The organism is Chitinophaga sancti, from assembly GCF_034087045.1.
Classification (GTDB): Bacteria; Bacteroidota; Bacteroidia; order Chitinophagales; family Chitinophagaceae; genus Chitinophaga; species Chitinophaga sancti_B.
Window position 1 is genome coordinate 1,267,702 of sequence record NZ_CP139247.1, and the last position, 19,868, is coordinate 1,287,569.

Here is a 19,868-nt window from a genome sequence, read left to right on the forward strand (position 1 = left end):
ATGAAAACAACCATACTGTGTGCCCTGTTACTGACAGGTGTATTTGCAAAAGCGCAGACCAATATCGATTCTGTTCAACTCATTAAAGACATCCGTACTTTATCGTCCGATAAATTTGAAGGCCGCCGCACTGGCACCAGAGGCAGCCGGATGGCCCAGTTCTATCTCTTAGATCGTTTCAAACAATCTGGTTTACAACCTTTTAATAAGACCTACGAGTATCCTTTTTATTTCAGAGAGGCAGACAAGCAGGTAATGGGTACCAATCTGTACGGCTATATCAAAGGCAAGTCAGATTCAATCATCGTCATCACCGCGCACTACGATCACTTAGGTATAAAGAAAGAGCAGGCAGGAAAAGACAGCATCTACAACGGTGCAGATGATAATGCTTCCGGAGTAGGTAGTTTGCTGGCGGTGCTGGGATATTTTAAAAAACATACGCCGCAGCATACGCTTATCTTTGCCGCTTTTGATGGTGAGGAAGAAGGGCTGAAAGGTGCAGCAGCTTTTCTGAAACAACCTCCTGTAGCAGCTAACCGCTTTATCCTGAATATAAATCTGGATATGGTAAGCCGGAATGATAAAAACGAACTGTATGTATGTGGTGTGACGCCGTATCCTTTTTTGAAGACGTTTGTGGATGCAGCTGCAGCAAAATCCAGTGTTGTAAAACTAATAGCAGGGCACGATCATAAAGAAGATGGCGGTCAAAACTGGATCAGCCAGAGTGATCAATATGAATTCCATAAACAGAAGATCCCATTTTTATATTTCGGGGTAGAAGATCATCCTGACTATCACCAGCCTGGTGATGAATTTGAGCATATTCAACCATCCTTTTATTATCAGGCTACAAATCACATCCTGAATGTGGTGTTGGCTGCAGACAAGGGGCTATAAGTCTTTGAGCGAATCGGTGATGGCCTGTCGCCACCGATACTGTGCGGTATAGTTTTGTCCATGGCGGGTTTCATTGTCATAAGCTTTCTGTAACCGGTTCATTTCCCTGAAGAATTCGATGTATTCGTATTGGATCATGCTGTCGTAGTCATCGGCAGTGAGTGCCATATGTGTGACCTTTTTCCTGAACCGCATGGCCACCAGCCAGGTAATGTCGAAGTGCAGTTGTTCGTGTGCCAGGCTGTAATCATCTCTCACACCAGGAGTTACCCAGGAAGCACTTTTGATATGAAATGTCTGTAGCGTGAGGTTGATGTAGAGGGTATCTTTTTTTCGGATACTGCCTCCTTCGTAGGCAAAGCTGCTGTAGGATACGGCGCCGTTTTTTGGATGGGCGGGGGGAGTAGCCTGAAAATCGGCCCATTGCAACTTTCTATCAGATTGATAAAAGAGTGTATCAGATTGAGAATTCTCTGGCCTGCTGTCGGGTACAAAGACAACTTTTATGATGGGGTTGGCACTCATCAGCGATCCCCAAAGGCAACAGGTACATATGATTTTACTGAGCACACAATAAAGGTACATTTTTCGTAACTTACAGGTTACCAAAACAATCACACTATGTACGGTGGTGGATACATCTTTGAAGAGCCGAAACGGCAACCCCAGTCTACCCAAGACCAGGACGACCCCGAAAAACTGGCCGCTTTTGAAAAGCGCATTGCTAACGGGGAAAAAATTGAACCCGGCGACTGGATGCCGGCCGAATATCGCAAGCAACTGATCCGGCTCATAGAACAGCACGCTCATTCCGAAATCATCGGCGCTCTGCCAGAAGGCACCTGGATCACCCGTGCTCCCGGTTTCAAGCGCAAACTCGCGCTCATCGCCAAGGTACAGGATGAAATTGGCCATGGCCAATTGCTCTACAATGCAGCAGAGACCCTGGGCAAATCGAGGGAAGCGATGATCAACGACCTGCTCAGTGGCAAGTCTAAATACTCCAATGTATTTAATTATCCTGCTAAGACCTGGGCAGATGTGACTGTGATCGGTTTCCTGATCGATGCTGCGGCTATTGTGAACCAGGTGGCGAATGCCAAAGGATCTTACGGCCCTTACTGCCGGGCACTGGAACGCATTTGTTATGAAGAGAGTTTTCACCTCAAGCAGGGACATGATGCTTTCATAGAACTGGCGACGGGTACCCCTGCGCAGAAAGCCATGCTGCAGGATGCGCTGAACCGCTGGTGGCAACCGATCATGCACTTTTTTGGCCCTCCGGACAAAGCTTCTAACCACAGTGAAAAGCTGATGCAATGGAAGGTAAAGATGGCCAGCAATGATGATATGCGTAATCAATTCCTGGATGCTTATGTTCCGAAGATATTAGAGTTGGGGATGACCCTGCCTGATCCATTATTGAAGAAGAACCCGGATACCGGCAAATGGGAGTATTCTGACCCGGACTGGGACCTGTTTTTCGAAGTGATCAAAGGGAATGGCCCTTGCAATAAAGAAAGACTGGACGTAAGAAAATGGGCGGAAGAAAATGGCCGCTGGATAAGAAAAGCCCTGATGCGACCAGAAGAAATGAAACGACAAACAGCCCCCGTAGCTTAACAAGTATTTTTTTTCACGATTATGACTGACTCACTAGATCCACGTGTCAACCGGCTCCGGTTGAATAATATTGACGCCCCCTTTACCATAGAAGAAGGAGAAAACTGGCTGGCCTATGAAGTATTTCATCAGGAAAAACGTGGTGCGCACCACGAACATGTTGGGTGTGTACATGCGCCAGATCCGCAGATGGCTCTCATCTTCGCCAAAGAACAGTTTGGCAGAAGGAAGAAATGCGTGAACCTATGGGTGGTACGCAGTGCCGACATCCTGGCTTTCGACCTGGAAGACGAAGACATGTTTGCCAACAATATGGAAAAGACCTACCGCGACGCCAGCGGATTCAAGGTGATGGAAAAGATCAATAAGTTCAAAGGTAAGCCCTGACAATAATGGAACACTTAATAAAAGAATTCGTCACCAAAATGGCTGACGACGCCCTGATACTGGGCCACCGTAACTCAGAATGGACGGGGCTGGGTCCTGTAATGGAAGAAGATATTGCCTTCTCTTCTATGGCACAGGATAAGATCGGACATGCCTGGGCGCTTTATCGCATCCTGCAGGACATGCCGGGAGGTCAGGATCCGGACCAGTTTGCATTTCTCCGGCGGGAGAATGAGTACAAATGCTGCCATCTCACAGAAATGCCAATCGGCACATATGAATTCAGTCTGGTGCGGCATTTTCTTTTCGACCATGCAGAAACAGTGCGATACAATAGTTTGCTGGAAAGCAAATTTGTACCCTTGCAACAGCTGGCTAAAAAGGTAAGAGGAGAACTGAAATACCATACCCTGCACGCAGATGCCTGGATGCTACAGCTTGGCAGAGGAGGTCAGGAAAGTCATGGGAAAATGCAGGCGGCGCTGGATAATTGTTTTCCGCTGGCCTGTGGCATTTTTGAACCAGGACCGGATGATGCACAATTGAGTGACATATATCCTGGCGAGCAGGCTCTTTATGACCGTTGGTTAGATAATATTTACCCAATCCTTACAAAAGCAGCCCTGAATCTACCAGAAAAAGTAACACCAGCTTATGGAGGCAGATATGGTGAGCATACAACACATCTTCACTCCTTACTGGAAGAGATGGGCGAAGTATTCAGACAGGATCCCGCAGCTGCCTGGTGACCTTTTTAACCTGATGTATATGGATATGATCAAGATCATTTATAAATCTTTGGAGAAGGTCATGGACCCGGAAATCCCTGTATTGAATGTATTGGAAATGGGAATGATCACAGATGTACAACAGGACGAAACAGGAATTCATATAAAAATGATCCCTACTTTTTCTGCCTGTCCGGCTATATCTGTGATCAAGCAAACGATCAGCGATACAGTGAGTAAGGATTTGCAACTGCCGGTAGAAGTCACCGTAGATCCTGCTATACAATGGAATAGCAACAGACTGACCGAGACGGCGAAGGAAAAACTACGTGGATTTGGCATAGCGGCACCGCCTGTACATAAGGGTGAAATAGAATCCGATATGCTGCTGCATGTAACCTGTCCTCACTGTGGAAGTGAGAATACATTCATGCGTTCTCCCTTCGGAGCGACCCTGTGCAGGGCCATGCATTTCTGCCGTCAATGTGGGATGATGTTTGAACAGTTTAAGCCCCTTACCTGATTTTTCCTCATATTTATTTACTTTCACGCTTCAAAAAGCAAGGGGCATGAAGATAGGCTTGTATTTTGGATCCTTTAATCCTATACATACCGGTCATATGATCATCGCGAATTTCGTGGCATATCATACGGATCTGGACAAAGTGTGGCTAGTCGTTTCTCCACAAAATCCATTAAAACCATCGGCATCATTACTCAATGAACATAACCGTTTTCATCTGGTAGAACTGGCCATACAGGATGAGCCAAAGCTCAGGGCCAGTAACATAGAATTCTCATTGCCAAGACCATCATTTACTGTTGATACATTAGCATACCTGACTGAGAAGTTTCCGACACAGGAGTTTGCGATCATTATGGGAAGTGACAGTTTTCAGAACATTTCCCGCTGGCGCAACTATCAGCACATAGTGAGGAACTATCCAATCTATGTGTACAAACGGCCCGGGCATGAGGTGACAGAGACACATGGCGCCACAGTAAAAATACTGGAAGCGCCTATGCTGGATATATCAGCCACTGATATCAGGAATTGGATAAAAGAAGGAAAATCAATCCGCTACATGGTACCAGACAACGTAGCGGCATATATTGCAGCCAATAACTACTACAAGTAATTACTTTTCTATCCTTACTTCCCGCTTCTTTACGAGGAATTCATTTGAATAGATCTCCAGCAGCAGGATGAACATAGATATCAACAGTGGTCCGAAGATCAGTCCTATAAACCCGAAGAGGTTCACGCCAACCAGCACACCGAATATGGTAATCATAGGGTGTACATCACCAATCTTTTTAGCCAGTACAAATCTGAAGATATTATCTGACGTACCTACTACGGCAAATCCGTAGGCGAGTACGGCAATTCCCTGCCAGGTACTGCCTATGCCCAGGAGGTATATGCCCATGGGAACATATACGGCAGCGGCGCCTACTACAGGCAGCATAGAAGTACAACAGGTGACAGCAAACCAAAATATTGGTTCGGGTACCTGGAAAATAAAGTAGCCGATCAGGGAGACGATACCCTGTATGATAGCAATGAGGGGAATTCCCACCGCATTGGCAATCACCAGTTTGCGGAATTCTGAGCCCAGTCGGAGTACGTTTTCATCTTTTAGCGGAATATATTCGTAGAGGTACGCTTCCATTTCCCTGCCGGATACCAGCATGAAATATAAAATAAAATACAGGATAGCGATCGTTGTAAGCGTATTGAAGGTGGCGCCCAGCAGGCGGGGGAGAACAGCGGTCAAATAGCCCTGCAGTTGTTCCAGTTTTACCTGCGAAAGCACATCTATTTTGGTAGCACCATTTATTCGTTCATTGAGCGATTTGAGGCCAGCGATGAGTTCTGATGTGTGTTCAATGGCATAGGTTACTTTGTCAGTGAGCATGTTGATCATCAGCCCTACTGGCAGTAAGAAGATGATAAAGGAAAGGATCATTAACATGGCAGCGGCCAGCGGTTTTTTCCAGTGGCGCTTTTCAACCAGTCTGAACATGTAATTGCGGGAGATCACATAGAGTGTGATGGCGCCAAGGAAGCCGGGGAAAAATGAATACAGCTCCATAAAAAGGAGGGAAGCCAGCAAAACGATGATAAGCAGGAAACAGATCTGTTTCAGGCGTTCGTTGTCAATGACGCTCATAAGGTTGATAAGTTAAATGTAATAGAAGGTGATACAAAAAGAATACCGTTCGCAACCATTTTGTTCATTTAGAAACATGTGGTTTTAGCAATAGCCGATCAACCATCCCCGCAGCATTATTTTTTTAACATGTATTTTTCCTTAATTTTTAATTCTTGGAATAGTGTTTGTACCTGTCATATTCCAAATATGTTAATCTAATTACTCACCTTAAAAACCAAAAATTATGGCAAGCAACGGATCAAAAGCAGTTGTATCATTCATTGTTGGCGCAGCAGTAGGTGTTGCGGTTGGTTATTTTCTGAATTCTGACAAGAAAGATGAAATAGTAGACAAGCTGAAATATCAGGCAGACAAACTGAAAGATAAACTGAAGAAGAAAAAGGAGCAATATGAGGATGCCCTTGAAAATGAGCTGGCTTAATCCCTTATTGCACTAAAATCATTTGCATGGAAGATAATTTCAGCAACTATTTTAACCAGACAGGCAAGGTTGCCAAAGAATATCTGGAAACCCGTCTGGACCTCATTAAGCTCCAGGCAGCAGGAAAGCTATCAAAGGCCCTCGGGCTTTTTTTCTCTTTGATACTGGCTTTCCTGCTGTTCTTTTTTGTTGTCGTATTTCTTGGAATGGTACTGGGCTTCTGGATAGGAGAATTGACCAATAGTTATACAATTGGATTTTCTTGTTCCGCAGGGCTTTTCATCTTTTTACTCCTGATCCTCTTATGGTTTCGCGTACCGCTTATTCAGCGTCCGCTTTCTAATATGCTGATCAAAGAATTAGTGAGTGAAATGGAGATGGATGGCAAAGAAGAGGCAGAACTGGAAAAGGAATTGGACAAAATGGAGGAGGAAGATGAATATCATGAGCAGTTATAATTTAACCATCATGAAAAAATAATTACACATGCCCAAGGTGAAGATCACCAACTCAACCACACTACAAAGTGAGATCCTGAGATTAAGAAGAAAATCCCGTGCGCTGGAAAATGAGCTGGGAGACCGCGTAGAATATTTCAAAGGCAATTATGGCAAGATGGCCCTCAATTCAGTCATTCCCGGTAGTGCGAAGCATTCGGGTTGGATGGGTATTGCAGGCAAGGTAGCGAAATTAGCCTGGCAAAGTAGCAATGCCAAATCATTCGCTACCAATGCCCTGATGACTGCATTAGAATTTATTGGTGTCAGATTGGGTATCAATCTCTTTGATAAATTCCGTAAGAGCAGAAGTAAAAAGAAGAAAGCCAAGATGGCGGCTACACCTTCCGAAGAAGATTAGCCCCATACTTTGGTACCTTCGCTACAGTTTGCACAAATATCGATATTGGCCCGGCCCTTCATCAATTGAGTGCGGAAACCAACATACTTTTCATTGTGCCACAGTTCCTTCATGGTCTGTTGCTTCAAATCGCCCAGTTTATGCTGGGCGTCCTTGTCAAAACAACAAGGTACTACCAGACCATCCCAGGTGATAACAGGTGCATGCCACAGGCGCCAGCAATGATTCCCCATTTTATTCTTGATCTTATAGGTACCATCTTCGTTGCGCTTGTAACGGCTAAATTTATCAATAGTAGGAATCAATCGGTTTCCTTCCTCATAATCATACACTTGCGCTGTCTTGAAGCGAACCTGGTCCACACCTATTTCCTTTGCCAGCAATTTGATATCCTCAATCTGGTGCTCGTTAGGTTTTACAACGAGGAACTGGAAGAATACAAACGGCTTTTTAGAATTTAGTTCTTTTTTCCACTTCACGATATTTTTAGCCCCCTGAATTACCTTTTCCAGGTTACCGCCTACGCGGTATTGGGTATATACATCCTGTGTGGTACCATCTATAGATATGATCAGGCGGTCCAGACCACTTTCTACCGTTTTGCGGGCGTTTTCGTCCGTGAGGTAGTGAGCGTTCGTGGAGGTAGCTGTATACAAACCTTTGCTGGTGGCATATTTTACCATGTCCAGAAATCCTGTATTCAGGTATGGTTCTCCCTGAAAATAAAATATAAGGTAGAAGAGATCTTTGGAGATCTCATCAATCGTTTTTTTGAAAAAATCCTGATTCAGCATCCCTGTAGGACGGGTAAAAGCACGTAAGCCACTGGGACATTCCGGGCAACGAAGGTTACAGGAAGTAGTTGGTTCGAAGGAAACGGAGATTGGTAAGCCCCATTGTACTGGTTTCCGAGACCATTTACTCACAAAATAACTGCTCAGTACTTTTCCAGCATTCCAACCACGACGCAGGGTAAACTTAGAAAGCAGGTTCAACGAATCATTCCAATTAAAATCCGGCATAACACAAACACTTTGGATATTGTAAAAATAAGATAACTATATCGGTTATGGATAATAATATTATACTTGCTATAAATTTGACATAGTCAAAACGTATCGGATACTCCAAAAGCAAAGGCTATGCTAAAAGCAGAATTATTACTATCGTGACAAAGTCCAGAGAAAAAAAAAGGTGGCGCCTGGTTGTCTTCATCTTTCAATTAATAGTGATTATCACCGCCGGTCTGGTATATTACCAACTAAAAACAGGGAGACTCAATTTTGTAAGATATGAGGAGTTTGGTATTGATATGCCTGTAGACTATGAAATACATGGGATTGATGTTTCCAAGTTTCAAAAGAATATAAACTGGGAAGCGGTTCAGCAGATGCAGGTGGAAAATATCCACATTTCATTTGCCTTTATCAAAGCTACGGAGGGTATTACCCGCCAGGATGGCAATTTCAGGCAGAACTGGTCCCGGGCCAAGCGGGCAGGGGTGGTGCGGGGGGCCTATCACTTTTTTTATGCTACCCGTGATCCGCTCAAGCAGGCCATCAATTTTCAGAATGTAGTACAGCTTGAGTCGGGGGATCTGCCACCCGTATTGGATATTGAAGTGAGCAACGGCCAGCCACCAGCGGTGATCAGGAGTACTGCCCGGGTATGGCTGGAAGAAATGAAGAAAGCATATGGCGTAAAACCCATCATTTATACCAACGTACATTTTTACGAAACCTATCTGGGCGATGAATTTGATGACTATCCACTGTGGGTAGCTCATTATTACCAGAAAAAGAAACCGGCATCAGCCAGGAACTGGCTCTTCTGGCAACACAATGATGGGGGTAGGGTGAACGGTATATCAACTACGGTAGACTTCAATGTATTCAGAGGAGATAGCCTGGCATTCAGTAAGTTATTAATTCGCGCAAAAAAGCACTAATGGAAAATCAGGAAACTCCCCAACGGGAAGAAGAGAAGGCGCCAATGGATATGAGGATCGTATATTATTTTGTACGCATCATCCGCACAGTCTTTTTGTTTTTATTTTGGGGCATTATCAATGTTTTTCTGGGATTATATCTTGGATTTGCCGTGCCGGAAGAATCTACACCCGGCCGCATGATCTTCTTTTATAGCTTCGCTTTCATTACACTTGTGGCATACCTCTTCATTGTGTGGAAAACGTGGAGCAAACAAAACCACACTACAGACAATTATTAAAAGAAAAATGGCGAACAACGTTTTCCGTCATTCGCCATTTATTGATGGTAAGATTAAGTGAATTAGAGGAGGGCTTGTTGCAGATATGCCTGCTGCATCCCTTTGATAATGCGTGCTACGTCTTCCTGAGGTTTGCCTATTTTACGTTCCAACCGTACAAACAGCTCTTTCTCTTTGCCAGTTTCAAATACCAGATCCTCATCTGACAACTCTGTGAAACGTTGTTTAAGCAATTTCTTCAGTACCGACCACTGGTAACTACGGATGTTCATAGTAAGCTTAATTTTTATAGTTATAAATATGTGACGTGTTTATCCATCGTTCCAGGGTAACAGGGGTCCCTCCATTGAGGTCTAAATCAAATAGTTATCTTAAGAACGTAATACTAGAATATTCAACTTTTGTGCCATTTGGTAGCATTCCGGGGTGAAAAAGTATGCCGCATTGATCAATTCTATCCCTTTATAACAAATAGTTTGCGAGGTACCTATTACTGAATATAGGAATTAAAATTATGCTAAAATCCTGAAATTATCATTTTAGCATTTGAAATGCAATCTATTGCACTAGATGCTTCCTGGTATGATATGTGGAGACTTGGGAGGCACCTGTGTTGTCGCATTACGCAATGTGTGGAGGCATTTACTCATCCAGGCACTACGAAATGCCCTATTGACAAGTATTTCGGGATGGTACATACTTTGCAAAGGTATAATTGTATTGAATGATAACAGGAACTGTTCACAAGTAAAACGGAAATTCATGCTACATGATGATAAACAGCTTCCCAGTGAAGAGCATAAACAACCTTTACAACACAAGGTTGAAATTTTAAAAACCGATAAAGCCGATACGAAGACCAATCCGCTTCATGGTGAGCTTTCCGAGGAACCGGAAGACGAAAACCTGGCGGCGAGGGATCAGGATCGTTCAAATAATAAAAGCTAATTCGTTTGCCATAGTTTATTGATTAACCTATTATGGACATCAAACGATTAGTAACATTCTTCTTTAATGTTGTGGTGTATAGCAGGCCGTCCCATTCATGGGATGGTTTTCTTTTTATAGCCATTGCTAACTACTATGATCAGCAATAATCTTCCATTGCCCCTTGATTTTCTTTATCAATAGCGTATAAGCCCCTTGCATATCTCCTGCGCTTCTCTGTAAATGCCATTTTCCTACTACAAAGTATAGCTCCTTTGCCAATGGTCTGATTTCCAGGATCTTAAAATCCAGTTTGCCCATAGCGGCGGTATCCGGGTAAGATTTCTTGTATCTGTCCAGGGTTGCCTGCCAGCCATAAGTGGGGCCATGGCTGCCGACGAACAATAATGAATCTGATTGCCAGTACGTTTGCATAAAACCTTCTATATTCCCCTGGTTCCAGGTACTGGTTTGTACCGCCAGCAGCTGCCGGATCTCACTGTCCGGATGTTGCGCCAGTGCTGCTATAGACGGGGTTGTCAACAGGATAAGATACAGGATAAAACGCATGGTAATTTTTAGTAAAAGATAAACAGTTTTTCCGAGCGCTGAGTACTTGATTATACTACCTTTGCAAAAAATCAACAACTTATGCCCGGATATGAATTTTTTGGACCGGAAGAACGCAAGGAAGTAAATGACGTGCTGGAAACCGGCATCTTTATGCGCTATGGGTTTGATGGCCCACGCAAAGGCATCTGGAAAGCAAAGGAGCTGGAACAAGCCATCTCCGAAAAACTGAATGTTGGGTACACACAGATCGTATCCAGCGGTACGGCAGCCCTCACCGTAGCAATGCAGGCGTTGGGCATAGGTGCAGGAGACGAAGTGATCATGCCGACCTTCACATTTGTGGCGAGTTTTGAGTGTATCTTCTCGGTAGGCGCCACTCCGGTGCTGGTAGACGTAGATGATACCCTGACCCTGGACCCTAAAGCGGTTGAGGCAGCAATCACCCCACGTACCAAGGCGGTTATGCCTGTACACATGTGTGGTTCTATGGCAGACCTTGATGCGCTGAAGGCCATCTGCGACAAACACAATCTGATCTTACTTGAAGACGCCTGTCAATCATTTGGCGCAACTTATAAAGGTAAAGCTGTCGGTTCTATCGGCCACGCTGGCGCCTTCTCCTTTGACTTTGTAAAGACCATCACCTGTGCTGAAGGTGGTGCTATCGTTACTAACGACAAGGATATTTATGTAAAAGCGGACGGTTACTCTGATCATGGCCACGACCACCTGGGCGTAGACCGTGGTGCAGATCTGCACCCATTCATCGGGTACAACTTCCGCATTTCTGAACTACATGCAGCTGTAGGTCTCGCGCAGGTTAGAAAACTGGATACTTTCCTGAGCATCCAGCGCAAAACCAAAAAGATATTTAAAGATGCATTGTCTGCCATTCCTGAGGTGAGCTTTCGCCGCCTGCCGGATGCAGAAGGAGATAGTGCCACTTTCCTCGCCTTCTTCCTGCCGGAAGAATCTCAGGCCAGAGCGGCTGCCGCAGCTATGAAAGCTGCCGGTCTGCCTGCTTTTTATTGGTTCGATAACAACTGGCATTATATCCGTAACTGGGAACACTTTAAACAAAGCACGGTGCTGAGCCGTTTTGCACCCGGCCTGCAACAGGCAATGGAGCTGTACAAAGTGAAACAATTCCCAGCTTCTGATGCGATCATGAGCCGTTGCATCTGCACTCCTATCAATTTAGGCTGGAGCGATGCTGAGGTGGCTGAGCGTGCTGAGAAACTGGTAAATGCAGTAAAAAGCGCCCTGTAATGAAAAAAGTAGCCTTAATACCTGCCCGCTATGGCGCTACCCGTTTCCCGGGCAAGCTGATGGCTAAACTAGGCGGTAAGTCAGTGATCCTGCGCACGTATGAAAGCACTGTGAAAACAGGTGTGTTCGACGAAGTAATGGTCGTAACTGACTCCGATGTAATCTACCAGGAGATCATTAGCAATGGTGGTAAAGCAGTCATGAGCCAAAAGGAGCATGAGTGTGGTACCGACCGTATTGCCGAAGCGATCGCTGACAGGGAAGATGTAGAGATCATCGTAAATGTTCAGGGAGACGAACCTTTCACCCAGAAAGAGCCGCTGGAAAAACTGCTTCAGGTGTTCGAAGGCGAAGCTGGTCAGAAAGTACAGGTAGCCTCCCTGATGCAGGAGCTGAAAGAGTGGTCATCCATCGAAGATCCTAATTATGTAAAGGTGGCCGTGGATAAACAGTTCAACGCACTTTTCTTCTCCCGTTCCGTCATTCCTTATCCCCGCGATAAACAGGTGAAATCCGTTTATTATGAGCACATTGGTATCTATGCATTCCGCCGCAAAACCCTGCTGGACTTTACCCAAATGCCGGTAAGCCCACTGGAAGCCGCGGAGAAAATAGAATGCCTGCGCTACCTGGAAAATGGCATTTCCATGAAAATGGTGGTGACTGAGTACATGGGTGTGGAAATCGATACACCGGAAGACCTGGTGAAAGCAGAAAAATTATTATAACAATATTAATAGACCGAGATGAAATTCAGGAACTTTAAGATGGTTGACTACGTGGTATATGGCCGCGGATGCTTTGACCAACTGGATGAAATATTGGCTCCCCACCGTAAAGGAGATGCACCCATGATATTTTTCGTGGATCATTTCTTCCAGGGAAACGAGGCTTTTGCTAAGCGTATTCCAGTGAGAGGCAAGGACAAGATTATATTTATTGATGTAACTGACGAACCTAAAACCAAATACGTAGACAAAGTCAGAGATGACCTGAAAGCTGAATTTGGTGAGGTGAGCGGTATCATCGGTATCGGTGGCGGGTCTGTAATGGACATGGCCAAAGCGGTATCGCTGATGATGACCAACCCGGGGTCTTCTGCTGACTACCAGGGCTGGGACCTGGTAAAGTATCCTGGTGTATACAAGGCAGGTATTCCAACCATCTCCGGTACCGGGGCTGAAGTAAGCCGTACCTGTGTACTGACAGGTCCTACCCGTAAGCTGGGTATGAACTCTGACTTTACACCGTTCGACCAGATCGTACTGGATCCTGAATTGATCAGGGGCGTACCTAAGAACCAGATGTTCTATACTGCGATGGATTGTTATATCCACTGTATAGAGTCACTGACGGGTACTTACCTGAATGCTTTCAGCCGTTCTTACGGTGAAGAATCATTGCGCCTGTGCCAGGAAATCTTCCTGCATAAGCCTGAATGGGATGACGATGCTGATGAGAAACTAATGATGGCATCTTATGCCGGTGGTATGAGTATCGCTTATTCTCAGGTGGGTGTGGCACACGCTGTGAGCTACGGTCTGGCTTACCTGCTGGGTACCAAGCACGGTATTGGTAACTGTATTGTATTCGACAAACTGGAAGAGTTCTATCCTGAAGGCGTAGCTGAGTTCAAAGAAATGGTGAAGAAACACATCATCGACATTCCACAGGGCATCACCAAAGGACTGACAGATGAGCAATTCAACATCATGATCGATGTATCCCTGGGTATGGCTCCGCTGTGGGAAAATGCATTGGGTAAAGATTGGAAAGAGCAAATGACTAGAGAAAGACTGAGAGCGCTGTACGAACGGCTGTAATCAGACCCGATATTAAAAGATAAATCCCGGTCGCCTTGCAGTGCCGGGATTTTTTATTTTACTAAGCATGAATTATCGTTGAAACCACTTGCCTGGTGAAAATACAAATTGTTTTACAGTTTGCATACGGCGATTTTGATAAATAAAGATCAAATAGACCGTAGCAGCAAGGGTCACTATTGCGGTAGAGTAGAAGGTGAGGGGAAAGAACCTGGAATCGTTGTGATATACAAAGGCTGACAGGTAAGCGCCAATACCAATACCCGCTTCCTGAGCAATGTACATGGAAGCCAGTGCCCGTCCTTTGTGTTCTGGTCTGCCCAGATCAATGGTCCAGGCTGTCACGGCAGGAGAATTCAATCCTACAGATACACCATAGATCACAGCGGCCGTGAGCATCATAGCGGGGGAGTGGGCCACGCCTAGAGTAAATACCCCAACTGCCATAATCACCGTCGCGATCTTCAACACCGGCAATCTGCCATACCGGTCAGAGACCTTACCAGCTAACAACCGGATGCTGATAGAGCTGGCGGTAAAAAATGTATAAAACAGGCCTTTGCTAGCTGGCGGCAGACCTACGTAAGCACTGAAATCAGGAATAATAGTGAACAGTACCCCATAGCTGTAATAAGTGATGAAAGTAACGATCACCGGCGCCAGTACCAATGGCTCAAAGATCTCTGATTTAGAGATCCTGAGTGTGGAGAGGCGGAAGCCTTGTTTATTCGGCAGCGTTTCTTTCATACTACCTACCAGTATCACTACTGATAATAAGGCGAACACTGCCGATAACTGGAACATTACATGTATATCCCAGATAGAAGTAACATATCCTCCTATGGCTGGGCCCAGTGCCATACCAATGGTGCTGAAGAGTCCGACCATACCCATCGCTTCTGCTCTGCGGGTATTGGGTACGATATCGGCCACATAAGCAGCGGTACCGGTAGGCTTGAAGCCTGTAGAGAAGCCGTGAAAGAAGCGGAGTAATAAGAAGGCGGCTACTGTGCTGACCAGGGGATAAAGCAGGCTACAGATCACACAGATCACAGAGCCGAAAATCATTACCGGAACGCGGCCAACAGTGTCAGTGAGTTTACCGCTAAAGGGCCGTGATAGCCCTGCCATGAGTGTAAACAAAGCAAGAATGTAGCCTTTGTATTGTTCGCCGCCCATGCTGCTGAGGTAAGCAGGCAAGTCTGGTAGCATCATGTTGTAGCTGGCGGAAAACAGTGCATTGCTAAGGCATAGCATGATAAAGTGGAAGGTATAGATACTCCCGTGCGACTGATCCATGATGCAAAGTTAGTAAAGGGCAATAAAAAAGCCGTCTTAATTATTTAAGACAGCTCTTTAATATCATGAAGAAGTTGATTATTAGCGTTTTACGTACTTAAACGCAGCAACCAGGAACATTGCAGTGAATAAACCGATTACTACGAATGTAGCATAATGTGCAAATGCATCTCCAGCTCTGAAAAAATCTGTGGTTTCTACGTTATTAACTACGGCAAGCAACATAAAAAAAGTGTTTAATGATCCGGGGTGCAAGTTAGCACATTCATTTTAGAAAAAGGAGGAAAATTTCCGAAGCTTAATATTGCAATAATGTTTGTACGCATTCATGCAGGCGTGCCTTCGCAAGGAAATTTGCTTCCAGCTCTGCTGCAAAAGGGACAGGGGTATCCAGGGATGCACAGCGCATAACGGGGGCATCCAATTGCCGGAAGCAGTGCTCGCCAATCCAGGCGGCAATCTCGCCCCCAAACCCTCCCGTTAAGGTCGCTTCGTGCAATATCAACACTTTTCCGGTGGTAAAAACGGCTTGTTGAATGGCTGTATAATCTAGTGGTTGCAGTGACCTCAGATCCAGAATATGGATAGATAATTCAGCATGCAGCCGCGCATATTCCAGCGCCCAATGTACGCCTGCTCCATAAGTAATGATACTAACATCATCTCCATCCTGTACCACCTTTGCTTTTCCTATTTCAATAGTATAAGGTGCATCCGGCACAGGGCCACTGATACTCCTGTACAGAGCTTTGTGCTCAAAGTACAATACAGGGTTTGGATCTGCCAGTGCTGCCAGTAATAATCCTTTCGCATCTTCCGGGGTAGCCGGGTACACCACTTTCAAGCCCGGTGTATGTGTAAACCAGGCCTCATTACTTTGTGAATGAAAGGGACCTGCCCCTACGCCTGCTCCTGCCGGGAGCCGAATGACCACATTGGCATTTTGCCCCCAACGGTAATGAATCTTGGCGAGATTGTTTACAATCTGGTTAAACCCACAGGAAACAAAGTCGGCAAACTGCATCTCTACCATACTTTTGTAGCCCATCACTGATAAGCCCAGTCCTGCACCAAGTACGGCACTCTCACACAATGGCGTATTGCGTACCCGCTCCTTGCCATACCGGCCTACCAATCCTTCTGTGATCTTAAATGCACCACCATATTCGGCTATATCCTGACCCATCAGGATAAGGTCAGGGTGCAGATCCATCGCCTGATGCAGGGCATCGGCTATTGCATTAATAAACCGTTTTTCTGAAACAGCGCCTGTGGGAGCTACAGGTACCGGTGCTGGCGCATAGATATCGCGCAGCTCCTCCTCTAAATTGAAAGCATGCACCGTTTCGTGCAATGCCGCTTGTATATCGTGATCAATTTCCTGTTTCAGCGATTCCCGGATGGAATCATCTGCCAGATTCAAAAACTGTAAGAATTTTTCGAAATGTAGTATCGGGTCCTGCTTTGCCCATTCTTCCAGCAGGGCAGGGGGTACGTATTTTGTGCCACTGGCTTCTTCATGCCCCCGCATTCTGAAGGTCATGGCCTCTATCAATACCGGTTGTCGTTCCTGCATGGCATGGCGTTTTGCCTCCTTCACTGCATGGTATACCTCTAAGATATTATTGCCATTGATGTGCATACCTCGCATGCCATAGCCGGCTGCCCGATCTGCCAGCTGTTCACAGCGATATTGTTCTGCTACCGGGGTACTCAACCCATAGCCATTATTCTCTATCAGGAAGATCACTGGTAAACCCCATACAGCAGCTACATTCAGGGCTTCATGGAATTCCCCTTCGCTGGTACCGCCTTCGCCTGTAAAGGTAAGCGTTACTTTGCCTGAGGATTCCAGCTGCTGCGCCAGTGCGATACCATCCGCTACAGACAACTGTGGGCCAAGATGAGAGATCATCCCAAAGATGTGATGGGCTGTGCTGCCAAAATGAAAAGATCGTTCCCTGCCTTTACTATATCCCTGCGGACTTCCCTGCCACTGGTGAAACAACTGTTGCAAAGGCATCTGCCTTGTTGTAAATACACCAAGGTTACGATGCAGCGGCAATATCCATTCATGTTCATCCAGGGCTAAAGTAGCGCCTACGGCAATCGCTTCCTGCCCTATACCTGAAAACCATTTACTTACTTTTCCCTGCCTCAGTAGCAATAACATTTTCTCCTCTACCAACCGGGGGTAAAGTAAGGCTTTGTAAAAGCGCAGCAACTGGTCGTCACTGATATGTGTGCGGTCGAAGTACATCAGTCATCGCGCCTGGTACCAGCCAGGCTATTCATAATGCCAGAAACCACTGTCAGCACAAGGCTGAACAGCAATGCCCATATAAATCCATCCACCTTGAATCCGGACACCAGCGAACTGGCCATCATAATAATGATCGCATTGATAACCAATAGGAATAGCCCTAATGTAATGATGGTAACAGGTAATGTCAACAGTACTAAAATAGGTTTTACCAGCAGGTTCAGTATTGCCAATACAATAGCCAGTACCAGGGCGGTAATGAAGCTGTTAATATACACACCGGGCAATACATAAGCTGTAACCATGGCTGCGATGGCGCTAATTAACAGGCGGATCAGGAAATTCATACAGATAAATTTGAATGAAAGGTAACGAAATTACAGAAATGCATCGCTTTCCCTGTAAGCCTTTATCAGTGCTACCTCACCTTCTTTTCCGGGGTTGGCATTGCCGTGCTCCATACCGAGTACGCCCTTATATCCCTTTGTGTGTAAATGTTTGAAGATGTTCTTGTAATTGATCTCGCCGGTAGTGGGTTCTTTTCTACCAGGGTTGTCTCCGATCTGAATATAGGCGATTTCGTCCCAGCACAGGTCCATGGTAGGTATCAGGTTGCCGGTATTGCGCTGCATGTGGTAGATATCGTAAAGTATTTTGCAACTGGGGCTATTTACTGCTTTGCATACCATATAGCTTTGTTCTGCTGTACGGAGAAAGAGGTCTGCATTGTCGCTCAGGGGCTCCAGCACCATCACGAGGCCCTGTGGTTCAAGAATGGCGGTACCGAGGCGAAGTGCTTCGATGACATTGCCGGTTTGTACGCCCATAGGTAGGTTGCGTTCAAAGTAGCCTGGTACGAAGGTGGCCCATTTGGCATTTACACGTTTGGCAGTTTCAAGTGCCTTGCGACATATTTTTACAAAGGTGTCCTTGAATTCCTGTTTGCCGGTGGTGAGGGAGGTTTTCCAGTTGTCTCCGCCGTCTATCACAAAAACGCCCATTTGCATACCCAGTTTCGCCAGCAGATTTCCGATCTTTTCCTGTTCTGCAACATCGCGGTTCATGAGACCATTGTCTTCAAAGGAACGGAAGCCCTGGTCGTACATAAATTGAATCTGGTCCAATACGTTGTTGCCCGCGCTGTTTTTAAACATGCCATCATGGGGCGCATAGTTCAGGTTAAAGGGTTTGCCTGCCTCCGGAGCCAGGGGGGCCGGGGCAATTGCGGCGGCGGTAGCAGCATTGAAAGCAAGGGTTGACAAACCTGCCAGGGTGCCCTGCTGCAAGAATTTTCTTCTTTCCATAACGTAATATTTATTGCATGAGATTACTAAATGTATAAAAAACATTGCTTTACCGCAATCGATTTAATAAATTCACTATCGATTCTTTAAACCGGTGTTATGAAAAACAAATTGCTTGTACTGTCTCTAGGCTGTATGATCACCCAAAGTGTGTCCGGCCAGGACAATAGTCCTCCCAACCAGTCCTATACGGCCACCCTTCCTGGTACGACTGTTTCTTTCAGGATGGTGGCCATTCCTGCTGGCTCGTTCAGCTGGGGGAGCCCTGTCTCGGAAAAAGGCAGGAAGGATGATGAAGGTCCCCGCCAGCAGGTACAAATCGGAGCATTCTGGATGGGCGCACATGAAGTGACCTTCGATGAATACGATGTGTACTCGGATGCAGAAAAGGACAAAACCCCCATTCCTGATGGTATGACCCGGCCCAGTCCGCCATATATTGACCTGACCCTGGGTATGGGCAAGCAGGGTGGCTTTCCGGCAAACAGCATGAGCCAATACGGTGCATTGAGCTACTGTCGCTGGTTGTATGTTAAAACCGGGATCTTCTACCGCCTGCCTACAGAAGCAGAATGGGAATATGCCTGTCGTGCAGGAGCTGCTACAGCTTATCCTTTTGGTAAGGATAGCAGCAGTTTAAAACAGTACGCCTGGTATGCTGACAACAGTGGTGGCAAGTACCACAAGGTAGGAGAGTTGCAACCCAATGCCTGGGGGTTGTACGACATGCTGGGCAATGTAGCAGAATGGACCCTGGACCAGTATGATGTACATTACCTGGAACAGGCGCCTGACAAAGATCCATGGAAGCAACCTACTTCCAGAACACCCCGTAGCATCAAAGGGGGCAATTACCAGGATAATGCGACACAACTGCGTAGTGCGGCCCGCCTGAAATCTGATCCGGATTGGAACAGACGTGACCCTCAGATACCCAAAAGCAAGTGGTGGAATGCCGATGCGCCTTTTATCGGATTTCGCATTATCCGCCCTGTAAAGCAACCTACGAAAGAAGAAGCCGAGCAGTTCTTTGCTGACGTGCTGGATAAATATATTGGTTCCAGATAACATGCTAAAACACTCA

Annotated in this window: 26 protein-coding genes; 16 read left to right on the plus strand and 10 right to left on the minus strand. The window is 45.8% G+C overall.

The window, feature by feature from the left end:
* Complete coding sequence (locus tag SIO70_RS05230) at nt 1-903, plus strand: M28 family peptidase (protein ID WP_320579912.1); 903 nt, start codon at nt 1-3, stop codon at nt 901-903.
* Here SIO70_RS05230 and SIO70_RS05235 read toward each other — a convergent pair.
* Nucleotides 898-1,473, minus strand: a complete 576-nt coding sequence (locus tag SIO70_RS05235) for a hypothetical protein (RefSeq protein WP_320579913.1) — start codon at nt 1,471-1,473, stop codon at nt 898-900. The genes SIO70_RS05230 and SIO70_RS05235 overlap by 6 nt on opposite strands.
* Before the next feature lie 51 nt (nt 1,474-1,524).
* On the opposite strand from SIO70_RS05235, the gene paaA reads away from it, so the two are divergent.
* The 5 genes from paaA to nadD are packed head-to-tail and all read left to right on the plus strand — an operon-like array spanning nt 1,525 to nt 4,780.
* Nucleotides 1,525-2,526, plus strand: coding sequence for a 1,2-phenylacetyl-CoA epoxidase subunit PaaA (paaA, locus tag SIO70_RS05240; RefSeq protein ID WP_320579914.1), 1,002 nt, complete (start codon nt 1,525-1,527; stop codon nt 2,524-2,526).
* A 21-nt stretch (nt 2,527-2,547) separates the two neighbouring features.
* Nucleotides 2,548-2,913, plus strand: coding sequence for a 1,2-phenylacetyl-CoA epoxidase subunit B (locus SIO70_RS05245; protein WP_320579915.1), 366 nt, complete (start codon nt 2,548-2,550; stop codon nt 2,911-2,913).
* Between the two features lie 5 nt (nt 2,914-2,918).
* The gene (paaC, locus tag SIO70_RS05250; protein WP_320579916.1) at nt 2,919-3,662 is read left to right on the plus strand and encodes a 1,2-phenylacetyl-CoA epoxidase subunit PaaC; all 744 of its coding nucleotides are present in this window, start codon (nt 2,919-2,921) and stop codon (nt 3,660-3,662) included.
* A 19-nt stretch (nt 3,663-3,681) separates the two neighbouring features.
* Nucleotides 3,682-4,164 (plus strand): 1,2-phenylacetyl-CoA epoxidase subunit PaaD, encoded by a 483-nt coding sequence (gene paaD / locus SIO70_RS05255; protein ID WP_320579917.1) that lies wholly within the window; start codon nt 3,682-3,684, stop codon nt 4,162-4,164.
* Nucleotides 4,165-4,210: 46 nt separating this feature from the next.
* Entirely contained in the window at nt 4,211-4,780 is a 570-nt protein-coding gene (nadD, locus tag SIO70_RS05260; RefSeq protein ID WP_320579918.1) for a nicotinate (nicotinamide) nucleotide adenylyltransferase, read from the plus strand.
* On the opposite strand, the gene SIO70_RS05265 is transcribed toward nadD, so the two are convergent.
* On the minus strand, nt 4,781-5,815 hold the full coding sequence (locus tag SIO70_RS05265; RefSeq protein WP_320579919.1) for an AI-2E family transporter: 1,035 nt from the start codon (nt 5,813-5,815) through the stop codon (nt 4,781-4,783). It lies immediately after the preceding gene.
* A 226-nt stretch (nt 5,816-6,041) separates the two neighbouring features.
* Here SIO70_RS05265 and SIO70_RS05270 point away from each other — a divergent pair, with 226 nt between their 5' ends.
* From SIO70_RS05270 to SIO70_RS05280, 3 genes are read left to right on the plus strand one after another with little or no spacing between them, the layout of a single operon-like run.
* On the plus strand, nt 6,042-6,239 hold the full coding sequence (locus SIO70_RS05270) for a YtxH domain-containing protein (RefSeq protein WP_083725065.1): 198 nt from the start codon (nt 6,042-6,044) through the stop codon (nt 6,237-6,239).
* A gap of 26 nt (nt 6,240-6,265) precedes the next feature.
* Nucleotides 6,266-6,697 carry a hypothetical protein gene (locus SIO70_RS05275; RefSeq protein ID WP_320579920.1) on the plus strand — a complete coding sequence of 144 codons (432 nt, stop codon included), beginning with the start codon at nt 6,266-6,268 and terminating at the stop codon, nt 6,695-6,697.
* A gap of 28 nt (nt 6,698-6,725) precedes the next feature.
* A complete protein-coding gene (locus SIO70_RS05280) occupies nt 6,726-7,097 on the plus strand; it encodes a hypothetical protein (protein ID WP_320579921.1) in 372 nt (123 codons plus the stop codon).
* Here SIO70_RS05280 and SIO70_RS05285 read toward each other — a convergent pair.
* Entirely contained in the window at nt 7,094-8,119 is a 1,026-nt protein-coding gene (locus tag SIO70_RS05285) for an SPASM domain-containing protein (RefSeq protein ID WP_320579922.1), read from the minus strand. The genes SIO70_RS05280 and SIO70_RS05285 overlap by 4 nt on opposite strands.
* Before the next feature lie 146 nt (nt 8,120-8,265).
* Between SIO70_RS05285 and SIO70_RS05290 the strand changes: the two genes are divergently transcribed.
* Nucleotides 8,266-9,045, plus strand: coding sequence for a glycoside hydrolase family 25 protein (locus SIO70_RS05290; RefSeq protein WP_320579923.1), 780 nt, complete (start codon nt 8,266-8,268; stop codon nt 9,043-9,045).
* A complete protein-coding gene (locus SIO70_RS05295; RefSeq protein WP_320579924.1) occupies nt 9,045-9,326 on the plus strand; it encodes a hypothetical protein in 282 nt (93 codons plus the stop codon). Before SIO70_RS05290 ends, SIO70_RS05295 begins: the two co-directional genes overlap by 1 nt.
* Before the next feature lie 62 nt (nt 9,327-9,388).
* Here SIO70_RS05295 and SIO70_RS05300 read toward each other — a convergent pair whose 3' ends face one another.
* Nucleotides 9,389-9,598: a general stress protein CsbD gene (locus tag SIO70_RS05300; protein ID WP_116853097.1), complete on the minus strand. Its 210-nt coding sequence runs from the start codon at nt 9,596-9,598 to the stop codon at nt 9,389-9,391.
* A gap of 490 nt (nt 9,599-10,088) precedes the next feature.
* Between SIO70_RS05300 and SIO70_RS05305 the strand changes: the two genes are divergently transcribed.
* Nucleotides 10,089-10,274, plus strand: coding sequence for a hypothetical protein (locus SIO70_RS05305; protein ID WP_320579925.1), 186 nt, complete (start codon nt 10,089-10,091; stop codon nt 10,272-10,274).
* A gap of 126 nt (nt 10,275-10,400) precedes the next feature.
* Here the strand turns inward: SIO70_RS05305 and SIO70_RS05310 are convergent, their stop codons facing one another.
* Entirely contained in the window at nt 10,401-10,823 is a 423-nt protein-coding gene (locus tag SIO70_RS05310; protein WP_320579926.1) for a YybH family protein, read from the minus strand.
* A gap of 81 nt (nt 10,824-10,904) precedes the next feature.
* On the opposite strand from SIO70_RS05310, the gene SIO70_RS05315 reads away from it, so the two are divergent.
* From SIO70_RS05315 to SIO70_RS05325, 3 genes are read left to right on the plus strand one after another with little or no spacing between them, the layout of a single operon-like run.
* Nucleotides 10,905-12,095, plus strand: coding sequence for a DegT/DnrJ/EryC1/StrS family aminotransferase (locus SIO70_RS05315; RefSeq protein WP_320579927.1), 1,191 nt, complete (start codon nt 10,905-10,907; stop codon nt 12,093-12,095).
* Complete coding sequence (kdsB, locus tag SIO70_RS05320) at nt 12,095-12,823, plus strand: 3-deoxy-manno-octulosonate cytidylyltransferase (RefSeq protein ID WP_320579928.1); 729 nt, start codon at nt 12,095-12,097, stop codon at nt 12,821-12,823. Before SIO70_RS05315 ends, kdsB begins: the two co-directional genes overlap by 1 nt.
* Nucleotides 12,824-12,841: 18 nt before the next feature.
* Entirely contained in the window at nt 12,842-13,918 is a 1,077-nt protein-coding gene (locus tag SIO70_RS05325; protein ID WP_320579929.1) for an iron-containing alcohol dehydrogenase family protein, read from the plus strand.
* A 72-nt stretch (nt 13,919-13,990) separates the two neighbouring features.
* On the opposite strand, the gene SIO70_RS05330 is transcribed toward SIO70_RS05325, so the two are convergent.
* The 5 genes from SIO70_RS05330 to SIO70_RS05350 all read right to left on the minus strand — a co-directional run bounded on the left by SIO70_RS05330 (nt 13,991) and on the right by SIO70_RS05350 (nt 18,784).
* On the minus strand, nt 13,991-15,217 hold the full coding sequence (locus SIO70_RS05330) for an MFS transporter (RefSeq protein WP_320579930.1): 1,227 nt from the start codon (nt 15,215-15,217) through the stop codon (nt 13,991-13,993).
* Nucleotides 15,218-15,298: 81 nt separating this feature from the next.
* On the minus strand, nt 15,299-15,442 hold the full coding sequence (locus SIO70_RS05335) for a hypothetical protein (protein WP_179091193.1): 144 nt from the start codon (nt 15,440-15,442) through the stop codon (nt 15,299-15,301).
* 73 nt (nt 15,443-15,515) lie between these two features.
* On the minus strand, nt 15,516-17,477 hold the full coding sequence (locus tag SIO70_RS05340; RefSeq protein WP_320579931.1) for a thiamine pyrophosphate-dependent enzyme: 1,962 nt from the start codon (nt 17,475-17,477) through the stop codon (nt 15,516-15,518).
* Nucleotides 17,477-17,827 carry a phage holin family protein gene (locus SIO70_RS05345; RefSeq protein ID WP_320579932.1) on the minus strand — a complete coding sequence of 117 codons (351 nt, stop codon included), beginning with the start codon at nt 17,825-17,827 and terminating at the stop codon, nt 17,477-17,479. The genes SIO70_RS05340 and SIO70_RS05345 overlap by 1 nt, the downstream gene beginning before the upstream one ends.
* A gap of 30 nt (nt 17,828-17,857) precedes the next feature.
* Nucleotides 17,858-18,784 (minus strand): hydroxypyruvate isomerase family protein, encoded by a 927-nt coding sequence (locus tag SIO70_RS05350; protein ID WP_320579933.1) that lies wholly within the window; start codon nt 18,782-18,784, stop codon nt 17,858-17,860.
* 99 nt (nt 18,785-18,883) lie between these two features.
* Between SIO70_RS05350 and SIO70_RS05355 the strand changes: the two genes are divergently transcribed.
* Nucleotides 18,884-19,852, plus strand: coding sequence for a formylglycine-generating enzyme family protein (locus tag SIO70_RS05355; RefSeq protein WP_320579934.1), 969 nt, complete (start codon nt 18,884-18,886; stop codon nt 19,850-19,852).
* The last annotated feature ends 16 nt before the right edge of the window (nt 19,853-19,868 follow it).